At 69.9% G+C, this 24,602-nt stretch carries 27 protein-coding genes and 1 tRNA gene; 19 read left to right on the top strand and 9 right to left on the bottom strand.

Going from position 1 to position 24,602, the window contains the following annotated elements:
* Positions 1-21: 21 nt before the first annotated feature.
* Positions 22-1,017: a PstS family phosphate ABC transporter substrate-binding protein gene (locus ACZK39_RS14530; protein WP_182799202.1), complete on the bottom strand. Its 996-nt coding sequence runs from the start codon at positions 1,015-1,017 to the stop codon at positions 22-24.
* Between the two features lie 739 nt (positions 1,018-1,756).
* Between ACZK39_RS14530 and ACZK39_RS14525 the strand changes: the two genes are divergently transcribed.
* Positions 1,757-2,398: a serine/threonine-protein kinase gene (locus ACZK39_RS14525; RefSeq protein WP_463613710.1), complete on the top strand. Its 642-nt coding sequence runs from the start codon at positions 1,757-1,759 to the stop codon at positions 2,396-2,398.
* Between the two features lie 26 nt (positions 2,399-2,424).
* Positions 2,425-2,640, top strand: a complete 216-nt coding sequence (locus ACZK39_RS14520; RefSeq protein WP_463613709.1) for a hypothetical protein — start codon at positions 2,425-2,427, stop codon at positions 2,638-2,640.
* A 69-nt stretch (positions 2,641-2,709) separates the two neighbouring features.
* On the opposite strand, the gene ACZK39_RS14515 is transcribed toward ACZK39_RS14520, so the two are convergent.
* Positions 2,710-3,423 (bottom strand): TetR/AcrR family transcriptional regulator C-terminal domain-containing protein, encoded by a 714-nt coding sequence (locus ACZK39_RS14515; RefSeq protein ID WP_220489131.1) that lies wholly within the window; start codon positions 3,421-3,423, stop codon positions 2,710-2,712.
* A gap of 77 nt (positions 3,424-3,500) precedes the next feature.
* Between ACZK39_RS14515 and ACZK39_RS14510 the strand changes: the two genes are divergently transcribed.
* Entirely contained in the window at positions 3,501-4,217 is a 717-nt protein-coding gene (locus tag ACZK39_RS14510) for a DUF4386 domain-containing protein (RefSeq protein ID WP_463613708.1), read from the top strand.
* Between the two features lie 171 nt (positions 4,218-4,388).
* Complete coding sequence (locus tag ACZK39_RS14505; protein ID WP_463613707.1) at positions 4,389-5,078, top strand: 2'-5' RNA ligase family protein; 690 nt, start codon at positions 4,389-4,391, stop codon at positions 5,076-5,078.
* 4 nt (positions 5,079-5,082) lie between these two features.
* On the opposite strand, the gene cobS is transcribed toward ACZK39_RS14505, so the two are convergent.
* The 3 genes from cobS to cobA are packed head-to-tail and all read right to left on the bottom strand — an operon-like array spanning position 5,083 to position 7,236.
* A complete protein-coding gene (gene cobS, locus ACZK39_RS14500; protein ID WP_463613706.1) occupies positions 5,083-5,862 on the bottom strand; it encodes an adenosylcobinamide-GDP ribazoletransferase in 780 nt (259 codons plus the stop codon).
* Positions 5,859-6,506, bottom strand: a complete 648-nt coding sequence (gene cobU, locus ACZK39_RS14495; protein WP_463613705.1) for a bifunctional adenosylcobinamide kinase/adenosylcobinamide-phosphate guanylyltransferase — start codon at positions 6,504-6,506, stop codon at positions 5,859-5,861. Before cobU ends, cobS begins: the two co-directional genes overlap by 4 nt.
* Positions 6,490-7,236 carry a uroporphyrinogen-III C-methyltransferase gene (gene cobA, locus ACZK39_RS14490; protein ID WP_182799206.1) on the bottom strand — a complete coding sequence of 249 codons (747 nt, stop codon included), beginning with the start codon at positions 7,234-7,236 and terminating at the stop codon, positions 6,490-6,492. Before cobA ends, cobU begins: the two co-directional genes overlap by 17 nt.
* 85 nt (positions 7,237-7,321) lie before the next feature.
* Here cobA and ACZK39_RS14485 point away from each other — a divergent pair, with 85 nt between their 5' ends.
* From ACZK39_RS14485 to serB, 3 genes are all read left to right on the top strand, one after another.
* Positions 7,322-8,314 (top strand): class I SAM-dependent methyltransferase, encoded by a 993-nt coding sequence (locus ACZK39_RS14485; RefSeq protein WP_182782032.1) that lies wholly within the window; start codon positions 7,322-7,324, stop codon positions 8,312-8,314.
* Positions 8,315-8,419: 105 nt separating this feature from the next.
* Complete coding sequence (locus tag ACZK39_RS14480) at positions 8,420-9,835, top strand: S1C family serine protease (protein ID WP_463613704.1); 1,416 nt, start codon at positions 8,420-8,422, stop codon at positions 9,833-9,835.
* Between the two features lie 77 nt (positions 9,836-9,912).
* The gene (gene serB / locus ACZK39_RS14475; protein WP_463613703.1) at positions 9,913-10,788 is read left to right on the top strand and encodes a phosphoserine phosphatase SerB; all 876 of its coding nucleotides are present in this window, start codon (positions 9,913-9,915) and stop codon (positions 10,786-10,788) included.
* Positions 10,789-10,959: 171 nt separating this feature from the next.
* Here serB and ACZK39_RS14470 read toward each other — a convergent pair whose 3' ends face one another.
* Positions 10,960-11,556 (bottom strand): histidine phosphatase family protein, encoded by a 597-nt coding sequence (locus tag ACZK39_RS14470; protein WP_463613702.1) that lies wholly within the window; start codon positions 11,554-11,556, stop codon positions 10,960-10,962.
* 240 nt (positions 11,557-11,796) lie between these two features.
* On the opposite strand from ACZK39_RS14470, the gene scpC reads away from it, so the two are divergent.
* From scpC to ACZK39_RS14450, 4 genes are all read left to right on the top strand, one after another.
* A complete protein-coding gene (scpC, locus tag ACZK39_RS14465; protein ID WP_459056121.1) occupies positions 11,797-13,311 on the top strand; it encodes a succinyl-CoA:acetate CoA-transferase ScpC in 1,515 nt (504 codons plus the stop codon).
* A gap of 78 nt (positions 13,312-13,389) precedes the next feature.
* Entirely contained in the window at positions 13,390-13,983 is a 594-nt protein-coding gene (locus tag ACZK39_RS14460; RefSeq protein ID WP_182782027.1) for a MarC family protein, read from the top strand.
* Between the two features lie 12 nt (positions 13,984-13,995).
* Positions 13,996-15,168 carry a M20 metallopeptidase family protein gene (locus tag ACZK39_RS14455; protein ID WP_463613701.1) on the top strand — a complete coding sequence of 391 codons (1,173 nt, stop codon included), beginning with the start codon at positions 13,996-13,998 and terminating at the stop codon, positions 15,166-15,168.
* Between the two features lie 130 nt (positions 15,169-15,298).
* Entirely contained in the window at positions 15,299-16,273 is a 975-nt protein-coding gene (locus ACZK39_RS14450) for an ATP-dependent DNA ligase (RefSeq protein WP_463613700.1), read from the top strand.
* Positions 16,274-16,315: 42 nt separating this feature from the next.
* Here ACZK39_RS14450 and ACZK39_RS14445 read toward each other — a convergent pair whose 3' ends face one another.
* Positions 16,316-16,915 (bottom strand): class I SAM-dependent methyltransferase, encoded by a 600-nt coding sequence (locus ACZK39_RS14445; RefSeq protein ID WP_463613699.1) that lies wholly within the window; start codon positions 16,913-16,915, stop codon positions 16,316-16,318.
* A gap of 64 nt (positions 16,916-16,979) precedes the next feature.
* Between ACZK39_RS14445 and ACZK39_RS14440 the strand changes: the two genes are divergently transcribed.
* The 7 genes from ACZK39_RS14440 (at position 16,980) to ACZK39_RS14410 (ending at position 22,207) form a co-directional block, all read left to right on the top strand.
* Positions 16,980-17,555, top strand: a complete 576-nt coding sequence (locus ACZK39_RS14440) for a hypothetical protein (protein WP_463613698.1) — start codon at positions 16,980-16,982, stop codon at positions 17,553-17,555.
* Between the two features lie 19 nt (positions 17,556-17,574).
* Positions 17,575-18,135, top strand: coding sequence for a type II toxin-antitoxin system PemK/MazF family toxin (locus ACZK39_RS14435; protein WP_463613697.1), 561 nt, complete (start codon positions 17,575-17,577; stop codon positions 18,133-18,135).
* Between the two features lie 116 nt (positions 18,136-18,251).
* Positions 18,252-19,265: a methionine ABC transporter ATP-binding protein gene (locus ACZK39_RS14430; protein ID WP_463613696.1), complete on the top strand. Its 1,014-nt coding sequence runs from the start codon at positions 18,252-18,254 to the stop codon at positions 19,263-19,265.
* Positions 19,262-19,942, top strand: coding sequence for a methionine ABC transporter permease (locus ACZK39_RS14425; RefSeq protein WP_182782020.1), 681 nt, complete (start codon positions 19,262-19,264; stop codon positions 19,940-19,942). The genes ACZK39_RS14430 and ACZK39_RS14425 overlap by 4 nt, the downstream gene beginning before the upstream one ends.
* Before the next feature lie 93 nt (positions 19,943-20,035).
* Positions 20,036-20,884, top strand: coding sequence for a MetQ/NlpA family ABC transporter substrate-binding protein (locus ACZK39_RS14420; protein WP_182782019.1), 849 nt, complete (start codon positions 20,036-20,038; stop codon positions 20,882-20,884).
* Between the two features lie 97 nt (positions 20,885-20,981).
* The gene (locus tag ACZK39_RS14415; RefSeq protein WP_459056113.1) at positions 20,982-21,641 is read left to right on the top strand and encodes an HAD family hydrolase; all 660 of its coding nucleotides are present in this window, start codon (positions 20,982-20,984) and stop codon (positions 21,639-21,641) included.
* 11 nt (positions 21,642-21,652) lie between these two features.
* Positions 21,653-22,207 (top strand): dihydrofolate reductase family protein, encoded by a 555-nt coding sequence (locus ACZK39_RS14410; protein WP_463613695.1) that lies wholly within the window; start codon positions 21,653-21,655, stop codon positions 22,205-22,207.
* Positions 22,208-22,221: 14 nt separating this feature from the next.
* Here the strand turns inward: ACZK39_RS14410 and ACZK39_RS14405 are convergent, their stop codons facing one another.
* The gene (locus ACZK39_RS14405; RefSeq protein ID WP_463613694.1) at positions 22,222-23,298 is read right to left on the bottom strand and encodes a GNAT family N-acetyltransferase; all 1,077 of its coding nucleotides are present in this window, start codon (positions 23,296-23,298) and stop codon (positions 22,222-22,224) included.
* Between the two features lie 225 nt (positions 23,299-23,523).
* Here ACZK39_RS14405 and ACZK39_RS14400 point away from each other — a divergent pair, with 225 nt between their 5' ends.
* Complete coding sequence (locus ACZK39_RS14400; RefSeq protein ID WP_459056110.1) at positions 23,524-24,468, top strand: DUF368 domain-containing protein; 945 nt, start codon at positions 23,524-23,526, stop codon at positions 24,466-24,468.
* 16 nt (positions 24,469-24,484) lie between these two features.
* Here the strand turns inward: ACZK39_RS14400 and ACZK39_RS14395 are convergent.
* A tRNA-Gly gene (locus ACZK39_RS14395) sits at positions 24,485-24,558 on the bottom strand.
* Positions 24,559-24,602: the final 44 nt, after the last annotated feature.

Here is a 24,602-nt window from a genome sequence, read left to right as displayed (position 1 = left end):
GAAGTTGTCTCGACCGCTCGATCAGCTGAGCGACGCGAGCTCTTCCAGGGCCGTGGCCTTCTGCTCTTCGGTCAGGCCGACGAACAGCGCGGATTCGGCGATCTCGGCCTCGTTCTCGACATAGAAGTCGACGAAGGACTTCACCTGCGGCTTCTCGGTGTATGCATTGTTGGCCACGTAGATGAACAGCGGACGGCTCAATGGTGCGTACTCGCCGCTCTGGACGGTCTCCTTGGACGGAGCCACACACCCGGCACCGTTGTCGACCTGGACTGCCTTGATGATGTCGGGGTTCTCCTCGACGTAGCTGAGGCCGAAGTAGCCCACCGCACCCTTGTCGCCGGAGACGCCCTGGATGGTGATGTTGTCGTCCTCGGAGGGGGCGTAGTCGGTGCGCGAGGCGCCCTCCTCGCCGTTGATGGCGTCAGTGAAGTAGTCGAACGTGCCGGAGTCGGTGCCAGCGCCGAACAGGGTCAGCGCCTGGTCGGGGAAGCTGGGATCGATCTGGTTCCAGTTCATGATCTGGCCCTCGGACTCAGGCGCCCACATGGCCTGGAGCTGCTCGACTGTCAGGCACTCGGCCCAGTCGTTCTCAGGGTTGATGACGACGGCGAGCCCGTCGTTGGCCATGATGATTTCGGTGAACTCGATCCCGGCGTCGGCGCAGGCCTGCGCCTCCTCGTCCTTGATCGCACGGGAAGCGTTGGAGATATCGGTCTCCCCCGCGCAGAACTTCTGGAAGCCGCCACCGGTACCGGAGGTGGCAACGGTCACGTTGATGCCGGCCTCCACGTCGCGGAACTTGTCAGCAGCAGCCTCGGTGAGAGGGGCAACGGTGGAGGAGCCGTCGGCGGCAACGGATCCGGAGAGGCCGGCCGAGGTGCCGTCGGAGGAGGCCGCAGACGAGGCCGCGTCCGAGCTCGGTGCCGCAGGGGAGGTCTGGCCACCGCAGGCGGTGAGCAGCAGCGCAGAGGCGCAGCCCACGGCCGCGAGGGAGAGTCGAATGCGTCGAGTCATGTCGCAATGTCCTTTCGGGTGTGCATCAGCACAGTGACGAACCGGCAGCTGAACGCCGCCGCGACCTATAGAAGCCCGTCTAAATGAACGGAAGGTGAACGCGCTCTGAACTGGCGGCACACTTCGATCCACATCAAGATGAACGCCGTTACCATCGAGCCCACACACGTCGCACGATGGTGAAGATGCCGGCGTGAACCCGCCGCGTTGCATCGGCAACTGTGCAACTCATGGCCGGTGACCGGCGTACTGCTGGTTGAGCATTCCAGAGCGGGGATGATTGTGGGGCTGCAAGCCACGTCGACGGACAGACGAGTACTCGCTGGTGGCGCCCACAGCCGTGGCGCTGTCGGCCGGATGCGGGTCGGGGACGTTACCGGAGATCACCTCGCTGCCGTCGATCTCGATGCCCGCCAGGCCGACCGCTCTACCCTCTCTCTCCCGACCCACGGCGACGGCCACCGCCGTGGACGCCGAGACCAGCCTCCTGACGAGTGCCGCCGCGCGCCGGCGTGGAGGAAGCCCGGCGAACGATGCTGACGCTGCTGAACGAGGGAGCCCAGGACAGCTGAGCTGTCCCCGACCAGACACCTGAGCCCAGCGGACATCTGACCTCGAGGAGTGCGATCCGAACCGCAGGTATTAGGCTGAGACTCGACCGAATCCCCGTAGGCCGCTCAGCGAACCGGTAGTGGCGGAGCCAAGCCGGCGGTCTCGATGGTCAATGGTGGAGGTTGGGATGCAGCGACTGTGTCCGGGGCTGGTGCTCTCGGAGCGTTATCGGCTGATCCGCCATGTCGCCTCCGGCGGCATGGGCCAGGTGTGGGAAGCCGTGGACGACACCCTCGAACGCAGGGTCGCGTTGAAGATCATGCACCCGCACACACAGCACGAGCTGGCTCTCGCCGATCGGTTCCGCGATGAGGCCCGGTTCGCCGCGCAACTGTCCCACCCCAACATCGTGACGGTCTACGACTTCCTCGAACACGAGGGCCTGTCCTGCCTGGTGATGGAGTTCGTGGAAGGCCCCAACCTCGCCGCCCTTCTGGCTGGCGGCCCGTTGGGCGCGGACGAAGTCCGTGACCTCATCCGGCAGCTGGCCTCGGCCCTGGCCCTGGCACACGAGGCCGGGATCGTCCACCGAGACATGAAGCCGGCCAACGTGATGGTGACCGGGAACCACGCCCAGCTGATGGATTTCGGCATCGCTCGCTCCGTCGACGCCGACTCGCGCACGCTGACCGGCCAGGTACTCGGCACCGCGCACTACCTGAGCCCGGAGCAGGCGCTGGGGCAGACCGTCGGACCCGCCGCCGACATCTACAGCCTGGGCATCCTCGCACACGAGATGCTGCCACCACCAAGCCGTTCGATCGCCTGACACCGATCGCCACAGCGCTGGCCCATGTGCAGGATCCTCCGCCGCCCCTGCCTCCCGGCACGCCGGAGGACCTGGTGGCGCTCGTCACGGCCTGCCTCGCCAAGGATCCAGATCAGCGCCCCTCTGCGGCCCTTATCGTGCGGATGATGGAGGACCCGGCGAGCGATCCTCATCACCCCGCAGGCCTGGAGGCGGCGATGGCGCAGTCGGACCTCCCCAGGCGCGCGCTGCTCGACGACTGACCCGAGGTCCCAGGACGGAAGCGCCGGCTCGAGACTCCTGTCCAGCATGCACGTGTGCCCCGCTCAGGGTCAGCCGCCGACCGGGTGCCCTGCCGAGGCCGGATAGGCCGCCCTGGCCAGGCCGTCGAGCAGCAGGTCCAGCGTGAACTCGAACTCATTGTTGCTGTCGCACCAACCGAGGGGGTCCTCGGCGTTGTCGTGGACCTCTGAGGCCACCATCGCGGTCAGGTGAGGTAGGGCTTCGGCCATCGCAGCGAACTCCGCGTCCGAGGCCTCCTGGTCAGTCGCGCCGCCCTCCGAACTGGGGCTGAACAGCTCCTGGGTGAACCCCAGCACCATGGTCCCGAGGGCGTGGATGGCCCGATGGCCGAGGTGGTAGCTCAGGCCGCCCCGCACCATGGTGGCGAGAATCTCCTCGTAGTAGGGGTACAGGCCCGGCGGAATGCTCGCGCGTGAGCCGAGGAGGGCCGGTGCCCAGCGGTGCCGCACCATCACCTCGCGCGCGGCGAGGCAGCGGCGCCGCAGCGCCGTGCTCCAGTCGTCGTCGGCACGCTCCCGATCCGCAACCGCCACATTGATCTCGTCGATCACGGCCTCGGCCAGAGCGTCGAGGAGGCGCTCCTTGCCCGCCACGTGGTGGTAGAGGGACATCGCCTCGACGCAGAGGTCCGCCGCGAGCCGGCGCATGGTGAGAGCGGAGACTCCCTCGGCGTCCACCAAGGCCATGGCAGCCGCGAACACCCGCTGCCTACTCAGCGGTGTGCGCACGGATCCTGCGGTCACAATCTCCCCTTCCCCTCTTGCGCAACCTTACACCGTATGGGACTCTTACAACGTAAGGCTCTTGGCAGGAGAACCTCATGTCAACCACCGCCACACCCCTCACCAGCGCTCGACCCGCCACACCCATGCCCGGGGTGATCCGCACCGCGCGCACCACCGGCCTCCTCTACCTCGGGCTCGCGGTCACCGGGATGCTCAGCTACATGGTCATCCGCAGCCAGCTCTACGTCGCGGATGACCCCTCGGCCACCCTCGCCAACCTGACCCAGCAGCCGTTTCTCGCGCGTCTCGGCATCGTGATGGAGATGGGCGTCGTGATCACCCAGGCGCTCGTCGCCGTGTGGTTCTACCGCCTCTTCCGGACCGTCAACTCGTTCGCGGCCGGCTCGATCGCCGCGTTCGGCATGGTCAACGCCGCGGCGATCCTCGTCAGCGGGGCCCTGATCGCCAGCGCGTTCAGCGTCAGCCAGGACCCCTCGCTCGCCGTCAGTGGCGGGGCGGCCGCGACCGCGCAGCTTCTCTACGCGATGAGCGGGCACCTGTGGACCATCGGCGGCATCTTCTTCGGCCTCTGGCTCATCCCGATGGGCTGGCTCGCCAGGCGGTCCGGGTGGATGCCCAGCGCGCTGGGCTGGATCCTCATGGTCGGCGGAGTGGGATACGTGGCCAACGCCGTCCTCAGCTACCTGCTCCCGATGGGCGGCCCCGCCCTCGACCTGCTCACCGTGCCCGCCACCATCGGCGAGCTGTGGATCATGGGCTACCTCTGCGTCCGCGGAGTGCGGCGGCACTGATGTCGAGCGCTCATCGTGCCGAGTTGCTGATGCCGCCGGAATGGTGTCGTTGACGACGAGGGGTCTGCAACTTGCTATCCATAGGGCGGCTTCTGCATATATGCGCAGATGCCGCTCTATGGGTAGCAAGTTGCAGACACACAAACCCGACCCTCCCGTCATGATGGGGTCGTGGAATCATCGAACCAACGCACCGTCGCCTGCGAGGACCGCGATTTCCCCGAATGGCACGGCGGATGCAGGCACGCGATGGTGTGGGCCGTCGATGCGGACGTCGACGCGGTCCGTGCGGGGGTCGGGGAGGCGCGCGGGCGCCTGGCCGACGTCCTCCTCCCCCGCTACGACCGGCAGCCACACGTCACCGTCGCCTACGCGGGTCTCGCACCCTCCCCCGGCGCCCGCCCCGGCGAGGAGCCGTACGGACCAGGGCGGCTGGCCTCGGATGTCGCGGCGCTGCGCCGGCTCGCCGCGGGGCCGTTCACGGTCAGGGTCGCGGGGTTGGGGTCGTTCCCGATGGTGCCGTATCTGGCCGCCGAGGCGCCCGAGCTGCACGCGGCCCATCGGGCCTTCGCCGTGGGCGGCGGCGGGTACGTGCCGCACGTCACCGTCGGGCACTACTCGGTGTCGCGGCCCCTGACCGACATCGCGGCCCGGGTCGACGGCTGGGCGCCGCCAGCCGTGGAGGTGGAGGTCCGGGAGTGGCTCCTGCTGGCCTATGAGACCCACGACATCGCGGGCCCCCTCACCACGCTCGGGCGCCTCTCGCTGGACGATGGGACGTGGATGGTCGAGTCGGAGCTGCCCGGTTTCACCCGTGACGGAGCCCTGTCCTCGCGGTCGCGGGCAGGCCACACCGGCTGAGGGCCTAGACAGCCCTGTTGAGCAGGGCCACCAGAACCAGGAACGCGGCCAGAGTGACCTCGACGATGGATCCGAACACGTCGCCGGTCATCCCGCCGAGTCGCCGACGCAGGTGGCGGGCCCACAGGAACCCGACCCCGCCCGCCGCGACCGTCGCGCCCACGAACACCGCTGCGCCGCTCAAGCCAAAGGCCAGCGCACCGACCCCCGCCGCGACACCCACCACCGCGACCCCGGTGAGGACCGCCGTGGCGCGCGAGGTGGCGCCGATGAACAGCGCCCCGAATCCATGCTGCCGTGCCGACGCCCGCGACACTGTGGCCAGCGTGACCACGCCGCGGCCCACCATCGCCGCGACAGTCAAGGCCCCCGCCGCCAGCAGCCCGCCCCGCTCTGCCAGCGACGCCAGCGCTGCGCCGTCGATCAGCAGCGCCAGGGCCAGCGCGACCACGCCCATCGGCCCGATGTCGGACCTGCGCATGATCACCAACGCCTCCGCGGCGGGCTTCCGCGACCCCAAGCCGTCGGCCGTATCGGCCAGCCCGTCCAGGTGCAGCGCCCCCGTGAGGAGCGCGACGACGGCGAGCGCCAGCGCCGCGCCCAACCATCCGCCCGCCCCCAGGGCGACCACACCCCACAGCACCGCCCCGGCCAGCGCCCCCACCAGAAGCCCAACCCACGGGAACGCCGCCATGGCGCGCCCGGCCAGCCCGCGGTCGATCTCGGCCACGGGCGGCACCGGAATCACCGTGAACAGGCCCAACGCGGCCACGAATCCCCTCACTTGAGCCGCCTGGCGATCCCCGCCGTGCACAGCCACACCTCGCCGCAGACGGCGGCCAGGCGGGCGTTCAGCCGGCCCAGTTCGTCACGGTAGAGCCGCCCCGACGGCGTGGCCGGGACGATGCCCGACCCCACCTCGTTGCTCACCACGATCACGTCGCGGCCGGTACGCACCAGCGCATCGTCAAGCCGCGACACCTCCGCCTCCACCCGCTCCCGCCAGCCCGGCGCGTCGTCCCAGGCGCCGGCGTCGAAGAGGACACGGTCCAGCCAGACGGCCGCGCAGTCGATCAGCACCGCGGCGGGATCGTCGGCTTCCAGCACCGCCGCGAGGTCCTTCGTCTCGGTGGTCCGCCACGACGGGGGCCGACGCGCAACGTGGAGCGCGACGCGCTCGGCCCACTCCGCGTCGCCGTCGAGCACCTCGGAGGTCGCCACGTACTCCACGTCCGCGGCCCCCGCCAGCTGGGCTTCGGCCCACGACGACTTGCCCGACCTCGCCCCACCCAGGACCAGCGCCGTTCCCCGGCCGTGGACCATCGGCGTCACCTCGGCGCGCTGGGCGAGGCGGCCGAGCAACTCCATGGCGGTCTCATCGACGGGGTCCACTCGGAGGCTGAAGTCCACCTCAGTCCTCGAGCTCAAGAGCGGCCACTTCGCCGATCACGACGATGGCCGGCGGCCGGATCCCGGCCCTCTCCGACTCCTCGGCGATCCGCAACAGGGGCGCGCGCAGGGTCAGCTGCCCGGGCGTGGTGCCGTCGGCCACCACCGCCGACGGGGTGTCGCCGGGGAGCCCGTGGCGCTGCAGCTCGGCCGCGATATCGGGCAGGTTCTGCACCCCCATGAGGACCACAAGCGTGAGATTGGCCGCGGCGAGTGCTGCCCAGTTGACGTCGCTGCGGGGGTCCGACGGCGGCACGTGGCCGGACACCACAACGAAGCCCTGCGTGAGCCCTCGATGGGTGACGGGGATGCCGGCCAGCGCCGGGACCGACACCGCGGAGGTCACCCCCGGGATGACCCGGACCGGAACCCCGGCGGCCCGGCACGCCAGCCATTCCTCGCCGCCACGTCCGAAGACGTAGTTGTCGCCTCCCTTGAGTCTCACCACGCGAAGGCCCCGGTGCGCACGGTCAACCAGGATGGCGTTGATCTCCTCCTGCGGGGTGAAGTCGCCGCGCGGGATCTTGCCCACGTTGATGATCTCAGCCCCCGGCCTGGCCTCATCGATGCACTGGAGCGCGCCCAGGCGATCGTGGACGATGACGTCGGCCTGCCGGATCGCGGCGAGGCCGGCCACGGTCATGAGACCGGGATCCCCCGGGCCTCCGCCGACCAGGATGACGCTGCCGGGCGCGAACTCGTGATGCATGGGGGTCTCCTCGTGACGCTCAGCCCACACCCTAGCGATCGCGGGGACCGGCGCACTCCACGCGTCGCTTCCGTAGACTCACCCCATGCGTGACGCCGTTGATGACCTGATCTGGGACGAAGCCCCCAAGCAAGCCGGGGCGGTGGCGCTGCTGGACTCCCCCGCGCTCGTCGACGACGCCCTCACGCTCACCGCTGATGTGCGGGTGTGGTGCGACGACTGGCGCGACGCCGCCAAGGTCCCCGCCGACCTCCTCGTCGAGCACCCCTCGGACCTTGCCGGGGTGGACGTCGCGCTCGCCCGCCTCCCCAAGTCTTTGGGGGCACTCGACGAGATGGCCGCGCTCGTGCAGGGCGCCCAGGACGTCACCTTCGTGGGAGGCGCCCGGATCCGGCACCTCAACCGCTCCATGAACGAGGTCCTCGGCAAGCACTTCACCGCCGTCGCCGCCAGCCTCGGTCGCTCGAAGTGCCGCGTGCTCCGCGCCTGGGGACCCGAGGGGCACGAGTCGGACTGGCCGAAGGTGCGCGAGCACGCGGACCTCGGCTTCGCCGTCGCCGCCCATGGCGCCACCTTCGGGGGGACCAAGATCGACCCGGGCTCCCGCCTGCTCATCTCGGCTCTCGCGGGCGGCGGCCGCACCGCGGGCCTCGAGGCCGACGATGTCCTGGACTTCGGCTGCGGCAACGGGACGCTCTCGATGTGGCTGGCCAAGGCGGGCATGCGGGTCCTGGCCCGCGACGTCAGCTGGTCCGCGGTGGCGGCCACCGCCGTCGCCGCCGAGGTCAACCGCCTCACCGTCGACGCCACCTGGGGCGCCGGCCTGGACGGCTACGCCGATGGCAGCGTGGACGCCATCGTCACCAACCCACCGTTCCATCAGGGGGTGGCCAAGGAGTCCTCCGACACCCTGGAGATGTTCGACGACGCCCGCCGCGTGCTGCGTCCCGGCGGCCAGCTGTGGTGCGTGTTCAACTCCCACCTGCCGTGGCGAAAGGAACTCAACGAGCGCGTCGGCCCCACGAAGGTGGCCGAGCAGGATCCGCGCTACACGGTCACGGTGACCACGGCCAGGTGACCACCGATCCCCGCCATCGGGGTTATCAGGGACAACTCAGGGGTTTCACAGGCGCCTCATAGACTTGGTGGGTTACCTGAGGGCATACCCACCAGAGGAGCCGCGATGAGCAACGAGCAGAACCCGAATCCGTGGAGCCGAGACGCCTGGAAGGACGTCGACGCCCCCGGCCAGGACGAGCCCACCACACCCGTGCACCCCGCCGCGCAGTCCGGCGAGCAGCCGGTCCAGCCGCAGGGACCCTCCAGCGAGGGGCAGGGCTTCGTCGCGCAGCAGTTCTCCACGCAGGGCTCCCCCACGCAGGGCCCCCAGCGGCTCGACTTCCCACCGCCGGCCTACCCCTTCGGCCAGCCCTCCGCCTCGTTCGGCGCCTCACCCACCCCCACCGCGACCACACGACCCAAGGGGCGCTCGAGGGTCGCGGGCCTCCTCGCCGTCGCGGTGCTCGCCGCGGGCGTCAGCGGAGGTGCCGGGTTCGGGGCCGCCCGCCTCGCCAGCCAGGACGCGGCCAACGCCGCGGCGAGCGCGTCCTCCTCCACGCTCCCCACCGAGACCCAGGTGGTTCAGGCCGACCCCAACAGCCCCAACTGGACGGTCGTGGCGGACGCGGCCTCCCGCGCCGTCGTGGCCATCCAGGTCACCGGCCAGGACGGATCCGGCGGGCAGGGCTCAGGCGTTGTCATCGACGGCGAGGGTCACATCGTCACCAACAACCATGTCGTCTCCGGCAGCGGCAGCGGCGCCCGGATCGTCGTCCTGCTGGGCGACACGTCCTACGTGGCGGAGATGGTGGGCACGGACCCGTCCACGGACCTGGCTGTGATCAAGCTGGTGGATCCGCCGTCGGACCTCACCGTCATGGCCTACGCGGACGAGACGGAGCTGGCCGTGGGCGATCCCGTGATGGCCATCGGCAACCCCCTCGGGCTGGCGGACACCGTCACCACGGGCATCGTCTCGGCCCTCAACCGGCCCGTCACCACGCGCGCGGTCACCAACAGCACCGTCGGCCAGGGACAGCAGGACGTGGTGGTCACGGCGGCCATCCAGACCAACGCGGCCATCAACCCCGGCAACTCGGGCGGCGCGCTGGTCAACGCCGCGGGCGAACTGGTGGGCATCACCTCCTCGATCGCCTCCCTGGCTTCATCGAGCGACAGCGCCGGCAACATCGGCATCGGATTCGCGATCGGCGCGGACCAGGTGCAGTACGTGGCCGAGCAGCTGATCGCCAACGGTGTCGCCGAACACCCGCAGATCGGGGTCAGCGCCAGCGACATCAACACCACCGGCCGGATGGGCGCTGCCATCGCCGAGGTGGTGCCCGGGTCGCCGGCCGAGGCGGTGGGCATGCAGGTGGGTGACCTCGTCACCGCCGTCAACGGCAACCCCGTCACGTCGACGGAGTCGCTGGTGGCGCTGGTGCGCGCCGGCCGGGTGGGCCGCGACATGACGCTCAGCGTGCTCCGCGACGACGAGGAGCTGGAGCTCGTCGTCACCCCCATCGCCGCCGCCCGGTGAGCGGCGGTGGGCGCCGGGCCGTCCCACCGTCGGCCGCCGCGCCGGTGCCGCCCGGCTCCCCCGGATAGCCTGGCCCCATGGAGATTCGCGTCACGCTGGCCGCCATGGGGCCCATCCCGGAGTCGCTCGTCGCGCTCGTGCCTACCACCGGGCACGTCATCAGCGACGAGACCCACTACGGGCAGCGGATCAGCATGTTCACCGAGCACGAGGATCCGGCGGCGCTGCGCAGGGCCCTCCGGGCGGTGGCCGGGCCGGTGGCGGTCGGGGTGGTGAGCGGGCCGTTGGCCAGGGTCCCCGCGAAGCTGATGCTCATGGATGTCGACTCCACCCTCACCACCACCGAGGCCATCGACCTGCTGGCCGAGCACGCCGGGGTCGGCCCGCGGGTGGCGGCGATCACCGAGCGGGCGATGCGCGGCGAGCTGGACTTCGCCCAGTCGCTCGAGGAGCGCGTCGCGACCCTTAAAGGGCTTCCCACCAGCATCTTCACCGCCGTCGGCGAGGCGATGACGCTCTCCAACGGGGCGGCCGAGCTGATTGCCGCGGCCCACGGCTGCGGCGCGAAGGTGGGCGTGACCTCGGGTGGCTTCAGCCAGCTCGTCGCCCCGCTGGCCGAGCGCCTCGGGCTGGACTTCTTCAACGCCAACACTCTCGAGACCGAGCTCGTCGACGGCGAGGAGCGGCTCACCGGAAGGGTGACCGGGCCCATCGTCGATCGGGATCAGAAGGCGCGCGATCTCCTCCGCTTCGCCCACGCGGAGGGCGTGGACCCCGCCCTGACGGTCGCGGTGGGCGACGGCGCCAACGACCTGGGCATGTTCGACGCCGCCGGGCTGTCCATCGCCTACTGCGCCAAGCCTGTGACCGCCGCGCACGCCGACGTGGCGATCAACTTCCCCCGACTCGACGCGGTGGCCGCGTTCGCCTTCAAGAGCGCACCGCTGGCCTAGGGAACCACTGACCAATCATGTCCTGGCTGCGGTGCACCGGGTCGGGCGATCTGACACCCCTCCATCTGAATATGGACGTCAAGTACACGCACCAGATGTAGTGGCGCCATCTCATCCCGCCCGGCACGTCCTCGCCGAGAACAGCATCGATCAGTGCTTCCCAGTGTCTCGCTAGCTGTTCCAGCGGACGATCGCCGGCGAGTCCTTCTCCCAGCCCAGCACGCTCAGCGATCCCGTCAGGAGCGGGAAGCTGGCGGCCAACTCCACGGGGGCACCCAGCCACAGCATGGACAGCACCCGCAGCGCGTGCCCGTGGCCGAAGATCAGCACCCTCTCCTCGCCGGCTGCGCGGGCCCTGTCGATCGCCCGGCCCAGCCGCTCCACCACGTGCTCCTTGGTCTCCCCCTCCGGGAACCCCTCCCGCTCGATGGCAGGGGCGCCGTGGGTCCAGATCCGCCAGCCCGGGACCCGCTCCGCGATCTGCACGCTGGTGAGCCCCTCGCCGGGACCGTAGGACCACTCCACGAGGTCGGGGTCGATCTCAGGGGTGGGGAAGCCGGCGAGCGCCGCAGTCTCCATCGCGCGGCGACGCGGCGAGCTGAGCACCAGACCGAAGTGCTCGCCCTCGAGGCGCTCGCCCATCCGTTCGGCGTCGACACGCCCCTCCGGCAGTAGACCGAGGTCCGTCACGGACGTGTGTCGCCCGACCTGGGACCACTCGGTGGCGCCATGGCGCACGAGCCACAGTTGGGTGCGTGGATTGCTCATCGCTGTCCTCTCCTCGGGCCCGGCTGACCCTGGGTCCAATCTACGTTTGCCCCACCCCCCATAGGGGCAGTGCGGTGCATCCTGCAAAGATGTGAGCACAGCAGCCCAGAGGGGCTGACCACCCCGTCAGTGCACACCGTTGCACTGGTTTGCCCGCCGATCGGACAACTCCCGCGCGGCGGAAATGGCGTGCGTTCGCCGGTAGGGTGAGAGCGCACCGCAAATCTTCAAGGAGGACAGATGTCAGGTCGCATCCGCAACGAGGCATTCAAGCAGAAGGTCATGTCGGCCCACGATGCCGCAGCCCTCGTCGAGAACGGATGGAATGTCGGCTTCTCGGGCTTCACCGGGTCCGGTTATCCCAAGGTTTTCCCGGAGGCCCTCGCGGCCATCATCGAGGCGCGCCACAGCCACGACGAGCCGTTCCGGATCGGCGTCTGGACCGGCGCCTCCACCGCCCCGGAGCTGGACGGCGCCCTCGCGCGCACCGGTGGCATCTCCTACCGCGCGCCGTACCAGTCGGACCCCGACATGCGCAGCGCGATCAACTCCGGCATCTCGTACTACCAGGACATCCACCTCTCCCACATGGGCCCGCAGGTGTCGCAGGGGTTCCTCGGCCATCTCAACCTCGCCGTCGTCGAGGCCACCGCCATCACCGAGGACGGGGATATCGTCCCGTCGTCGTCGGTGGGCATGAACCGCACGTACCTGGACCATGCGGACCACGTGATCATCGAGGTCAACTCGTGGCAGTCCGAAGAGCTCTTCGGCATGCACGACATCTACTACCCCATCGGCGCCCTTCCCCCCAACCGCGTGCCGCTGCCCATCCAGAACGCCGGTGACCGCATCGGCGGCAAGGTGCTCAAGGTGGACGCGAGCAAGGTGATCGCGGTCATCGAGACCAACTCGGCAGACCGCAACACGCCGTTCAAGGCCCTCGACGACGACTCGCGCGCAATCGCCGGCAACTTCCTCGACTTCCTCGGCGCTGAGGTCAAGGCGGGGCGGCTGCCGGAGAACCTCCTTCCGCTGCAATCCGGCGTGGGCAACATCGCCAACGCGGTGCTGGCCGGCCTGCTCGAGGGACCGTTCGAGAACCTCACCTCCTACACCGAGGTGATCCAGGACGGCATGGTGGACCTGCTGGATTCCGGCAAGCTCACGGTGGCCTCCGCCACCGCGTTTTCACTGAGCCCCACGGCCGCCCAGCGGATGAACGACAAGGCCGCCGAATACCGCAACAAGATCGTGCTCCGCCCCCAGGACGTGTCCAACCACCCCGAGGCCATCCGTCGCATGGGCGTCATCGCCTGCAACGGCATGATCGAGGCGGACATCTACGGCAACGTGAACTCCACCCACGTGATGGGCTCGCGGATGCAGAACGGCATCGGCGGCTCGGGTGACTTCACCCGCAACGGCTGGGTCTCCAGCTTCGTCACGCCGTCGACGGCGAAGGGCGGGGCCATCTCCTGCATCGTCCCGATGGTCAACCACGTGGACCACACCGAGCACGACGTGCAGGTGCTGATCACCGAGCAGGGCCTCGCGGACCTGCGCGGCCTGGCCCCCCGCCAGCGCGCGCTCAAGGTCATCGAGAACTGCGCCCACCCGGACTTCAAGGAGCCGCTGCGCGAGTACGTCAAGCTGGCGGAGAAGAAGGCCAACGGGCAGCACACCCCGCATGACCTTGCCACCGCGCTGGGCTGGCACGTGCGGTTCCTCGAGACCGGCACCATGGTCCCGTGACCTGAGCACAGGCCGCTGACGAGGGCCCCCGCCGTTCGACGGTGGGGGCCCTCCTCTGTCCGGCGATAGGATCCGGCCATGGCCTTGATGCTCTCGTCGTTCGTCACGTTTCTCCTGGTGATGGACCCGTTGGGCAACGCTCCCCTGTTCCTCACCTCCCTCCAGCGCACCAAGCCCGAGCGGCGGCAGTGGGTGATCCTGCGCGAGTGCCTGATCGCCCTGGCCGTGATGGTGGCCTTCCTGTTCCTCGGCCAGTCCATGCTGAGCGTGCTGCACATCGACCAGGCCGCGCTGCAGGCGGCCGGCGGCGTCATTCTGCTGCTGATCTCGATCCGGATGGTCTTCCCCACGTCCGAGCGCAACCTGGCCGAGCCCATGACCCACGATGAGCCGTTCATCGTTCCGTTGGCGGTGCCCTATATCGCCGGGCCGTCGCTGCTGGCGGTCATCGTGGTGCTGGTCAGCCAGGACCCCGGAAACTGGCAGTGGTTCCTCGGCGGGCTGGTCCTGGCCTGGCTGGTGACCGCGGTGACCCTGTACTTCTCCGGCTTCCTGCAGCGTGTCGTCGGCACCCGGGCGCTGGTCGCGGTGGAGCGCCTGATGGGCATGATCCTGGTGATCATGGCGGTCCAGATGATGTTCGACGGCACGAAGGCCTTCTTCCTGGCCTGATATGAATTGTCCATGACGCCCGACCTCATCTCCCTGCGCCGCGAACTCCACCAGATCCCGGAGGTGGGGCTGCAGCTACCGGAGACGCAGGCCCGTGTTCTGGAGGCGTTGGATGGGCTGCCGCTGGAGATCACGCTCGGGCAGAGCGTCACCAGCGTCGTCGGCGTGCTGCGCGGCGGCCGACCCACTTCGGGGAAGCGCCCCGTCGTCCTGCTGAGAGCCGACATGGACGCGCTCCCCGTCGAGGAGCTCACCGGGCTGGAGTGGGCGTCCACCAACGGCGCCATGCACGCGTGCGGCCACGACCTCCACATGGCCATGCTGATCGGCGCAGCGCACGCGCTGTGCGCGCGGAGGGACGAGCTGGCCGGGGACGTGGTCTTCATGTTCCAGCCCGGCGAGGAGGGCGTCGACGGCGCCAGGTTCATGCTGGAGGAGGGGCTGCTGGACGTGGCGGGGTCGCGGCCGGACTGGGTCTACGCCATCCACGTGTGGGCCGCGCTGGATCCGCACGGAGTGTTCTCCACCAAGCCAGGCACCGTGATGGCCAGCTCGGATGTGGCGAAGGTGCGGGTCGTGGGTCGCGGCGGCCACGGCTCAACCCCGCAGCTCGCGGCCGATCCCGTGCCGGCGCTGGCTGAGATCACCACCGCCCTCAACACCATGGTGACCAGGCGCTTCGATGTGCAGAACCCCGTCGTCGTGACCGTCGGGTTGCTGCAGGCGGGCACCATCGCCAACGTCATCCCGGAGGAGGGGCGCCTCGAGGCAACGCTGCGGACCTTCGACACCGAGGTGCGCTCGAAGCTGATCTCGATCATCCCCGAGGTGGTGACGGGCATCGCGTCCGCGCACGGCGTCCGCGGCGAGTTCGAGCTGCTGGAGCAGTACCCGGTCACGGTCAACGACGCCGCGGAGGCCGATGTCGTGGCCTCGGCGGTGACGGACCTGTTCGGCGAGCACCGCCACCTCCGGTGGGAGAACCCGCTCGCCGGCGCCGAGGACTTCTCCCGGCTGCTTCAGGAGGCACCCGGGTGCTTCATCGGCCTGTCGGCCTGTCCGCCGGACCTGGACCCGCTCACCGCGCCGTTCAACCACTCCGCCTACGCCCGCTTCGACGACGCCGTCGTCTCCGACGGGGCGGCGCTGTTCACCGAGCTGACGCTGCGCAAGATCGGCGCCTGACCGCCGCCCCCCGAGCACGACACGCCGCCTGACCCGCCCGTCGACCCCGCCCAGGGCCCTCCCCCACGATTGCGACGGCGTTTCGTGCCCAGCGGGGCGGGGCGGCAGTGTCGCGGGCATGATGGGCGGCATGCGCCCCATGCTCGCCACACCGTCGGCCACCCCCGGCCTTCCGCCGGTTGGCCCGGAGTGGGTGCACGAGATCAAGTGGGACGGGATCCGCGCCCTGGGCGAGATCCGCGACGGCCGGCTGCGGCTGACCAACCGCACCGACGGCGAGATCACGGTGGCGTACCCGGAGGTGGCCGCCGGGGCCGTCGGGCTCCCGGAGGGGGCCGTGCTCGACGGCGAGGTGGTGGCGATGGGCCCCGAGGGGACGCCGTCGTTCCATGCGATCATGCCCCGGATGAACGTCCGCGATGCCCGCCGCGCCGCCCGCTGGGCCGTGGAGCGCCCCGTCACCTTCGTCGTGTTCGACCTGCTGCACCTCGCCGGGACGGACCTCACCCCCCGGCCGCTGCACGAGCGTCGCGCCGCGCTGGACGCCCTGGACCTCGACCGACCCGCTTGGCGGCTCTCGGAGCTCTTCGACGACGGCGCTGAGCTGGCGCACTTCACCCGCGAGGCGGGCCTGGAGGGGGTGATGAGCAAGCGGCGCTCGTCGATCTACCGGCCGGGGGTGCGCAGCGACGCCTGGGTCAAGACCCCGCACCGCTCCGAGCTGGTGGTGGTCATCGGCGGGTGGCTGCCGGAGGGCGGCAACGAGCACGCGCTGGGCGCGCTGTGGGTGGGGCAGCCGAGCGACGAGGCCACCTTCGAGGCGCGGCCGGTGCTGTATCCGATGGGGCGGGTGGGCTCCGGACTCGGGCACTCCGACCGGGACACGTTGCTGGCGGTCCTCCGCGACACCGAACGCCCCACTCCCCCGTTCGAGCCCGTGCCCGCGGACCCGGTGGCCCGCCAGGCCCGTTGGGTCGAACCGATGCTGTGCGTGCAGGTGCGCTACCTCAACGTGACGCCCGACGGCGCCCTCCGCCAGCCCGTCCTGCGGGCGCTGCGCCCAGACGTGTCCCCCGTCGAGGCCGCGACTGCGGATCTCCAGTAGCGCACTGGGCCAGGGACACACCGCGACGCTCGGTTCCTCAGGTCAGGGAGCGGCAGTGTCGCGGCGCGCGACGAGCACGATGTCGTCGTGGTGGTGCGCCCCAGCCCCCTCGGCCACGCTCCGTGCGCGCCGCTCGTGCACCAGCACGGTCCAGCCGTCGCCCAGCCGCTCGACCACGTCGTCGGGATAGGCCAGCGTGGCGGGGTCGACGTGCGAGTGCTTCGGGTTGAAGTCCGCGTGGTGCACCACCAGCAGCGCGCCGCCGGGAGCGACGACGGAGGCCAGCGCGTCAACGGCCGGCGAATCCTTGGGCAGGGGCACGTAGAACGCGGAGACGAGGTCGAAGTCATCGTGCGGGAGGGGCGCCTCCCCGATGCTGCCCAGCACCCATTCGACGATGAGGCCGGTGGCCTCCACCGCCCTCTGTCCCCGCTCGATCGCCACCAGCGACGGGTCGAGCGCCGTGACCTCCCAGCCGTGCGTCGCCAGCCAGATGGCGTCGGCGCCCTCCCCGCACCCCACGTCCAGCACGCGCCCGCGGCGAAGCTTCGGCGCCTCCGCGACCAGGGCGGGGTTGGGCTCCCCGCTCCACATTCTGTCGGTGTCGCGGTAGGCCTGATCCCAGTCGTGCTCGTGTGGCATGCCCAAGTATCCCGCCGATCCCGAGCCCCGGGCAACAGTCGCGGGCGCCGGTAGGCTGGAGGCGATGACCGAGCCCCAGCCCATCGCAACGCTCCCGCCCATCGAGGAGCTGCACGGCGACGTGCCCCGCAGCCCGCGCACGGGCGAGCCGACGCGCCCCGCCGTCGTGCTGGTCTCGGCAATCCTGCAGTACCTGGCCGTGGCCGCTCTCGCCGCCGCCTACGGCCGGCACTGGTGGCTGGCGGCGCATCCGGACAGCTACGCCACCTCGGCGCGGCTCATCGAATGGGTGGCGTCCGAGCCCGGAAAGTGGCTGTCGCTCACGCTGGAGGGCGGTTTCGCCGCGGCCCTGGTGCTGGCCGCCGGAGCGTGCGGGGTGGTGGGCTTCCAGGCCTGGAACGGCTGGCGGTGGACGCGGTGGGGCGGCCTCGTGGCCGTTGCGCTGGCCGGCGGCTTCGCCGCGATCCTCAACGACTGGGCGTTCATCGGCCTCGGCCTCGCCGTCGTCGGGTGGGCGCTACTGTTCCTCCCGCCGTCGACGAGGTACTTCGGCCACTGGGAGCAGGTGCGCGCCATCCGGCCGGAGTCGTACCGCAGGCCCAGTTCCATCTTCTACGGCCGGCTGCCGCGGTTCCGGTGAGGGCCTAGGCTCACTGACCATGGCTTCGAACCCCTTCCTCGACGGCGCCCTCCGCGTGGTCCGCGACGTCGCCCTGCGCGCGATCGACCGAGCCACCGCGCCCCAGGCCCGCCGCCGCGCCTCGACCAGGCGGCCCGCTGAACCCACCCGTTCTCCCCGCCCGCCAGCCGCCTCGAGCGGCTATCCGGGCGACTACCAGGGGAGCCCCAGCATCGTCTACAACCCGCACCGCGACGGTCGCCCTGACCCGGGCGAGGTGGTGTGGACCTGGGTGCCGTACGAGGAGGATTTCAGCCAGGGCAAGGACAGGCCCGTGCTCCTCATCGGGCGCGACGGCGGCTGGTTGCTGGGGCTGCAGGTCACCTCACAGGACCACGACGTCGACGCGGCCCAGGAGGCTGACGCCGGCCGCTACTGGACCGACATCGGCATCGGCGAGTGGGACAACCAGCGCCGCCCCAGCGAGGTGCGCGTGAACCGGATCATCCGGATCGACCCGGACGCGGTCCGCCGCGTGGGCGCCATCCTGGACGAACAGATCTTCGACGCCGTGGCGCGCGAGGTCCGCCGCCACTACTGAGCCGGGCGCCTCAGCCACCGATGACGTTGCGCTGCCGGTGAACATCACCGCCGCCGATTCGGGTCTCCGCCACGGTCCCTGATTGAATAGTGGACCAGAAGCAACGAGAGGCGCCCATGATCACCGTGACGGACCTGACCAAGGTCTACCTCCAGGGCAAGCGCGAGGTGCGCGCCCTGGACGGCGTCACGCTGACGGTCCCCGCCGGCTCCATCCACGGCATCATCGGGCACTCCGGCGCGGGCAAGTCCACGCTCGTGCGCTGCCTGACCCTCCTGGACCGGCCCACCACGGGCACCGTCGAGATCAACGGGGTGGACCTCACCGCAGCCCACGCCGACGCGCTGCGCACGGCCCGTCGTCGCATCGGCCTGGTGTTCCAGCAGGCCAACCTCTTCGATTCGCGCACCATCGCGGACAACGTGGGCTACCCCCTCGAGCTGATCGGGATGCCGAAGGCCGAGCGCGACGCGAAGGTCGCCGAACTCCTCCGCGTGGTCGGCCTCCCGGACTCCGGCCCCGCCTACCCGGCGCAGCTGTCCGGCGGCATGCGTCAGCGGGTCGGCATCGCCCGCGCGCTGGCCACGGAGCCGGACGTCCTGCTGTTCGACGAGCCCACCTCCGCCCTGGACCCGAAGACCACCGACGAGATCCTGGACCTGATTCTGAGCCTCAAGGGTCGCGACGGCCTCGCCGTGCTCGTCATCACCCACGAGATGCATGTGGTGAAGAAGATCTGTGATTCGGTGTCTCTGCTCGACGGGGGCCGCATCGTCGAGTCAGGGCCCCTGGTCGAGGTCGTCAACAGCCTTGACTCCCGGCTCGCCGAGGCGCTGCTCGGCATTCCGCCTCACGCCCCGCTGGATGCCGTGCACGGCACCTACGTCGACGTGCTCTCCTCAGGTGAGAAGGCCGCCATGCCCGTGGTGGCGCACACCTCACACGAGGTGGGCGCCGAGCTCAACATCGTGGCCGGGAGCGTGGAGCACCTCGCCGGCACCACCTTCTCCCACCTGCGGATCTCGGTCCCCCCCGGCACTGACCCGCAGCGGGTGATCGAGCTGCTGCGCGCCCAGGGCGCCGACGCGAAGCTCACCTCCCGCAGCGCGATTGAGGGGTCGGCGCAGTGATTCTCCTCGAGACCTGGTTCAACAACCCCGCCCTGCAGAAGGCGCTCCTTCCCGCCATCTGGGAGACGCTCCTCATGATGGGCATCACCAGCCTCGCCACCGTGCTGATCGGGCTGCCGCTCGGCGTGGTGTTGTACGTCACGCAGAAGGGCGCGCTCGGGGAGAACCGTGCCCTCAACTTCGTGCTCTCGAACATCGTGGTCAACATCACGAGGTCCATTCCCTACGCCATCCTGATGCTCGCGCTGATCCCCTTCACGCGCTGGATCGTCGGCACCTCCTTGGGCCCCATCGCGGCGTCGGTGTCGCTGGCGATCGCGGCGATCCCGTTCTTCGCGCGCCTCGTCGAGACCGCGCTGCGCGAGGTGCACCCCGGCAAGCTGGACGCCGCCCACGCGATGGGCTCCTCGAAGATGCAGTCCATAACGAAGGTCCTCATCCCTGAGGCCCTCCCTGGGCTGGTGGCGGGTATCACCACCACGGTGGTGACCATCATCGGCTACTCGGCGATGGCCGGACTGGTAGGCGGCGGTGGCCTGGGGCGCCTCGCCTACAACTACGGCTTCCAGCGCTTCTCGCCCGATGTCATGGTCATCACGGTGATCCTGATCGTCATCCTGGTGCAGGGCGTCCAATGGCTCGGCGACCGGATCAGCCGGGCCGTGGACCACCGCTAAGACCTTCCCACCCTGTGGGAGACCAGCTCCGCGCTGGACAGAAAGAAACTGGCCAACTTGTTGTCGGCCCCGAACAGAGAGGGACTCCTCCTGATGCACAAGATTCTCACCACGATCGCTGCCTCCGTGGCAGCCGCCATGACCCTGACGGCGTGCGGCGGAAGCGCCACCCCGTCGACCTCGGGCGAAGCGTCCTCGGCCGCCTCCGGCGAGGTGATCAGCCTCGTCGTCGGCGCCAGCCCGGTGCCCCACGCCAAGATCCTCGAGTTCGTCCGCGACAATCTCGCCGAGGAAGCCGGCCTGGAGATCGAGATCCGCGAATTCGACGACTACGTCCTCCCCAACGAGGCGCTCGCCTCAGAGGAGCTGGACGCCAACTACTTCCAGCACCTCCCGTACCTGGAGAGCCAGATCGCGGACAAGGGCTACGAGTTCACCGCAGGCGAGGGCGTCCACATCGAGCCGCTGAAGCTGTTCTCGGACAAGCACGACTCCGTCGACGCCATCCCCGACGGCGCCACCATCGCGATCACCAACGACGTCTCCAACCAGTACCGCGGCCTCAAGCTGCTCGAGAAGGCCGGGCTGCTGACCGAGGTGCCGTCGGACGCCACCGTGCTGACCCTCACCGAGGATGCGAACCCGAAGGGGTTCCAGTTCGAGGAGACCCAGCCCGAGGTCGTCGTGCAGCAGATGTCGGACCCCGCCGTCGACGCGGCCGTGATCAACGCCAACTTCATCCTCACCGCCGGCCTGGACCCCAACGAGGCCATCGAGTCCGAAGAGGTTGAGGGCAACCCGTACGCCAACATGCTCGTGTGGCGCACCGGCGACGAGAACCCCGGCATCGCGACGCTGGAGGAGCTCCTGCACTCCACCGAGGTGGCGGACTTCATCGCCGAAACCTGGCCGTCCGGCGACGTGATCCCCGGAAACGCCTGATCCCTGTGACGTTGAGGGGCCGTCGAGCACACTGCTCGGCGGCCCCTCATCACGTCCGGGCCGACGTTGGTGGGCCGGGCGGCATTAGGCTGGCGGGGTGAACAGCTCGCGCGCGGTCCTCTTCGACCTGGACGGCACCCTCGCCGACACGGTCCCCCTCATCGCCCAACACATCAGCGACACCCTGAACTCGCACGGCATCGCGTGCGTGCCGCAGGACGTGTACCCCCTGATCGGGCGGCCCATCGAGGACGCCATGGCCGAGCTGCACGAGTTCGCCGACGACGGGGCCCGCATGCGGGCCATCATCCTGGAGTACCGCGGCGCCCTGCATCAGGCGGTCAATGAGGCCGGCCCGTCGCTGGTCCTGCCGGGCGTGCGCGCCATGCTGCACGAACTGCGCGCCGGTGGCTACGCGATCGGGGTCGTCACGGCCAAGGGCGGTCCGCAGGCGGCCCACCTGCTGACGATCACCGAGCTTCGCCATCTGATCGACACGGTGGTCAGCACCGACGACGTGGACCGCGGCAAGCCGGCCCCCGATTCTGCACTCGTGGGGCTGGAGCGTCTGGGCGCCGTCGCCGCGGAGACCTGGTACGTCGGCGACGCGACCTCCGACATGGACATGGCGCTGGCCGCGGGCATGCGTGCCATGGGCATCACGACGGGCGCCGCGACCCGCGACGAGCTGGAGTCCGCGGGGGCTGAGGTCGTCGTCGATACAGCAGCCGAGGTCAGCCGCCTGATCCTCGATTAGGCTTGACCGGCATGGGACGCATCGTGTTCGACACTGCCACCAGCTTCAACGGTTTCATCGCCGACGAGGACAACTCCCTGGCCTGGCTCTTCGCGGTCGCGGGTGGTGACCAGCCGGATGAGGGCCTCTTCCCGTCCGACGCCGCCGTGATGGTGGAGGGATCCACCACGTATGAATGGGTTCTTGCCGAGTCCGACATCCTCACCCACCCGGAGAAGTGGGCCGAGTTCCACGGCGATCGCCCCACCTTCGTCTTCACCACCCGAAGCCTCCCGGTCCCCGCCGGGGCGGACATCCGGTTCGTGTCCGGATCCGTGTCCGAGGCGCTGCCCGCCATCAGGGAGGCCGCCGGGGACGGCGACATCTGGGTGGTCGGCGGCGGCGATCTGGCCGGCCAGTTCCTGGACGCCGGAGCGCTGGACGAGATCGCGCTGTCGGTGGCCCCGGTGGCGCTGACCGGTGGGGCGCCGCTGTTTCCCCGCCGCGTCGAGTCGAGCCGCCTGCAGCTGGTGTCAGCCACTGCCTTCGGCCAGTTCGCGCGGCTCCTCTACCGGGTGCAGAGCTGAGGGGCCGAGAGCGCTCAGGGCAGGTCTCCCCCGGATGAGAGCTGCGCCTCGAAGCCCCCGCTGATCAGGATGGGGTAGAACCCCAGCGCCTCGTTGACGTCGAGCATGTACCGGTTCTCGGCCGCGTTCCAGGTGACGATCGACGTAGCCGTCGGGACCGTCTGCCGCACCTGCAGGAGGTTGGCAGCCTTCACCAGCATCCCCAGGCGGCGGCCCCGGTGCTCGGGGAGCACGATCGTGTCGTACTGATCCACGAACGCCTCGGGATTGCTGCGGTCCAGGACCATCTCGCTGACCGCCGCGACAGTCCCGCTGGGCACGTGTCGGACGACGGCGTGGAAGAGCCGGTTGGTCAGCAGGGTCACGCGCTCGCGCTCCCGGAGCCTGGCGGCATCCCAGGTGGTCTCGACGACGGCGAGGTCACCCAGCGGCTGGTCCACGGCCATCCGCTCCTTCAGCACCGCCTGGCCGGCCAGCAGCTCCTCGGGGGACGGCCCCTCCCAGGCGAGCACCTCATACTCGTCTCCCGCCCTGGCCTGCGCCTCGGCGAGGGCCCCAGCCGGGTCCACCAGCGGGGTCGCGAAGTCGTAGCGGCTGACCCGCTCGACGATGCCGAGTCTCAGTCCGTGTTTGAGGGCGAGGCGCACACCGGGATGGTCCGGGTCTATCGCGCCGTGGCCCGACGGCGGAGACAGCGTGGCGCCGTCGCTGATGGGGGTCTCCACCCACGCCTTCACCCTGGTCAGGCCTGGCGTCGGGTCGGCCTTGAAGGACTCGATCAGTGCGGTGGCCACGCCCCGGCTGCGGTGTTCGGGGAGGACGTAGACGGCGACGGTGGCGCTGTCCGGGGAGTCGACGAGCGAGGTCCCGGCCGCGAGGAAGCCCGCCGGGGCGCCGTCGACGTAGGCCAGCCACCGCCGGTGCACAGACTCGGTGTCCTCCCGCTCGGAGGCGAGGTGGGATTCGTCGTCGACGTCCCACTGCGGGCCGCCGATGAGCTCGCGTTCGTTGGCGCGGATGAGCGTGCAGAGATCCCGCCACGACGGCTCGGTGTGGGTGTCGGGCAACGGGAGCGGCACGATGTGGAGCACGGAGTCGAGCCTAGCCCGAGGGGGCTGGGCGGGGTCGTGCACGAAACGCCGCGTGTCGCGCCCCCGTCGTCGCAGGGGAACCCGACCGACGGTTCCGACGGCGTGTCGTGCACAGCTGGTGGCGTCGGCTCGACGGTGGGGCGGGTGTGGACGCGGCGGCCGCAGATTGGCACGCGCCAAGCCGGAACGTAGGGTGGGAGCCTTGAAGACAGAGAAGAGGCGCCCATGACCGCACACACCCACCGCGAGTCGGTCGTCGACCGGCCGGACTCCCCCCGCTCGTGGCTCGCTCGGCTGCTGAAGGGGATCGCGGTCGGCGTCGGCGCCATCCTGCCCGGGCTGTCGGGCGGCGTTCTGGCGGTGATCTTCGGACTCTACGACCCGATGATCCGGTTCCTCGCCAACGTCCGTCACCACTTCGTGCGCAACGTGCTGTTCTTCATCCCCATCGGGATCGGCATGGGGATCGGCGTGCTGGGTTTCTCCGTCGTGGTGGAGGCCGCCTTCGCCTCCTACGCGGCGCAGTTCACCTGCCTGTTCATCGGGTTCGTGATCGGTACGTTCCCGTCGCTGTACCGGCAGGCCGGCCGTCACGGGCGCACGCCCACGCACCTGGCGATCATGGGCGCCGCCGCCGCCGGGATCTTCCTGCTCATGCTCGCGGGCGGCCAGATGCTGGTCCAGGTGCCGCCAAGCATCCCCGTCTGGTTCGGTTCCGGCGCACTGATCGGCCTGGGCGTCATCGTGCCGGGCATGTCGCCGTCGAACTTCCTCATCTACTTCGGCCTCTACGACAAGATGGCCACCGGCATCAAGGACTTCGACCTGGCGGTGACCATTCCCCTGTTCCTGGGAGTGGTGGCCTGCGTCCTGCTCCTCGCGAAGGGTGCCGCGTGGCTGTTCGACCGCTACTTCGGCGGCATGTACCACTTCATCCTGGGCATGGTGATTGGCTCATCCCTGGCGATCTTCCCCACGGTCGTGTTCCCCGCCTTCTCGGCGGAGGGTCTGGAATCGAGCGGGTTGAGCCTCACCACCGCGGTGCTGTTCGCGGTGGCCATGCTGGTGGTGGGCACCGTCGCGTCGTTCCTGTTCAGCAAGTTCGAGGACACCGTCAGCGACAAGCGCCACGAGATTGAGGAAGCGGCCGCTAAGGTCGTCGACGCCTGAGGCGACGAGGCCGCTGTGGAGCGGGCGACGGGAATCGAACCCGCGTATCAAGCTTGGGAAGCTAGCGCTCTACCATTGAGCTACGCCCGCGTGGGCCCTAGGTTAGCAAAGAAATCGTGCCCTCCTCCAACCGG

The organism is Tessaracoccus luoxuelianae, from assembly GCF_055326245.1.
This window is presented reverse-complemented; position numbering and strand designations above follow the sequence as displayed.

Excerpts from the sequence above, each read along its gene's own strand:
- scpC (WP_459056121.1), top strand. The coding sequence starts at position 11,797 with ATGTCAGGTCGCATCCGCAACGAGGCATTCAAGCAGAAGGTCATGTCG.
- ACZK39_RS14530 (WP_182799202.1), bottom strand. The coding sequence starts at position 1,017 with ATGACTCGACGCATTCGACTCTCCCTCGCGGCCGTGGGCTGCGCCTCT.
- ACZK39_RS14420 (WP_182782019.1), top strand. The coding sequence starts at position 20,036 with ATGCACAAGATTCTCACCACGATCGCTGCCTCCGTGGCAGCCGCCATG.
- ACZK39_RS14445 (WP_463613699.1), bottom strand. The coding sequence starts at position 16,915 with ATGCCACACGAGCACGACTGGGATCAGGCCTACCGCGACACCGACAGA.
- ACZK39_RS14485 (WP_182782032.1), top strand. The coding sequence starts at position 7,322 with ATGCGTGACGCCGTTGATGACCTGATCTGGGACGAAGCCCCCAAGCAA.
- ACZK39_RS14525 (WP_463613710.1), top strand. The coding sequence starts at position 1,757 with ATGCAGCGACTGTGTCCGGGGCTGGTGCTCTCGGAGCGTTATCGGCTG.
- ACZK39_RS14400 (WP_459056110.1), top strand. The coding sequence starts at position 23,524 with ATGACCGCACACACCCACCGCGAGTCGGTCGTCGACCGGCCGGACTCC.
- cobA (WP_182799206.1), bottom strand. The coding sequence starts at position 7,236 with ATGCATCACGAGTTCGCGCCCGGCAGCGTCATCCTGGTCGGCGGAGGC.
- ACZK39_RS14460 (WP_182782027.1), top strand. The coding sequence starts at position 13,390 with ATGGCCTTGATGCTCTCGTCGTTCGTCACGTTTCTCCTGGTGATGGAC.
- ACZK39_RS14430 (WP_463613696.1), top strand. The coding sequence starts at position 18,252 with ATGATCACCGTGACGGACCTGACCAAGGTCTACCTCCAGGGCAAGCGC.
- ACZK39_RS14480 (WP_463613704.1), top strand. The coding sequence starts at position 8,420 with ATGAGCAACGAGCAGAACCCGAATCCGTGGAGCCGAGACGCCTGGAAG.
- ACZK39_RS14470 (WP_463613702.1), bottom strand. The coding sequence starts at position 11,556 with ATGAGCAATCCACGCACCCAACTGTGGCTCGTGCGCCATGGCGCCACC.
- ACZK39_RS14440 (WP_463613698.1), top strand. The coding sequence starts at position 16,980 with ATGACCGAGCCCCAGCCCATCGCAACGCTCCCGCCCATCGAGGAGCTG.
- ACZK39_RS14435 (WP_463613697.1), top strand. The coding sequence starts at position 17,575 with ATGGCTTCGAACCCCTTCCTCGACGGCGCCCTCCGCGTGGTCCGCGAC.
- ACZK39_RS14510 (WP_463613708.1), top strand. The coding sequence starts at position 3,501 with ATGTCAACCACCGCCACACCCCTCACCAGCGCTCGACCCGCCACACCC.
- serB (WP_463613703.1), top strand. The coding sequence starts at position 9,913 with ATGGAGATTCGCGTCACGCTGGCCGCCATGGGGCCCATCCCGGAGTCG.
- ACZK39_RS14455 (WP_463613701.1), top strand. The coding sequence starts at position 13,996 with ATGACGCCCGACCTCATCTCCCTGCGCCGCGAACTCCACCAGATCCCG.
- ACZK39_RS14410 (WP_463613695.1), top strand. The coding sequence starts at position 21,653 with ATGGGACGCATCGTGTTCGACACTGCCACCAGCTTCAACGGTTTCATC.
- ACZK39_RS14450 (WP_463613700.1), top strand. The coding sequence starts at position 15,299 with ATGCGCCCCATGCTCGCCACACCGTCGGCCACCCCCGGCCTTCCGCCG.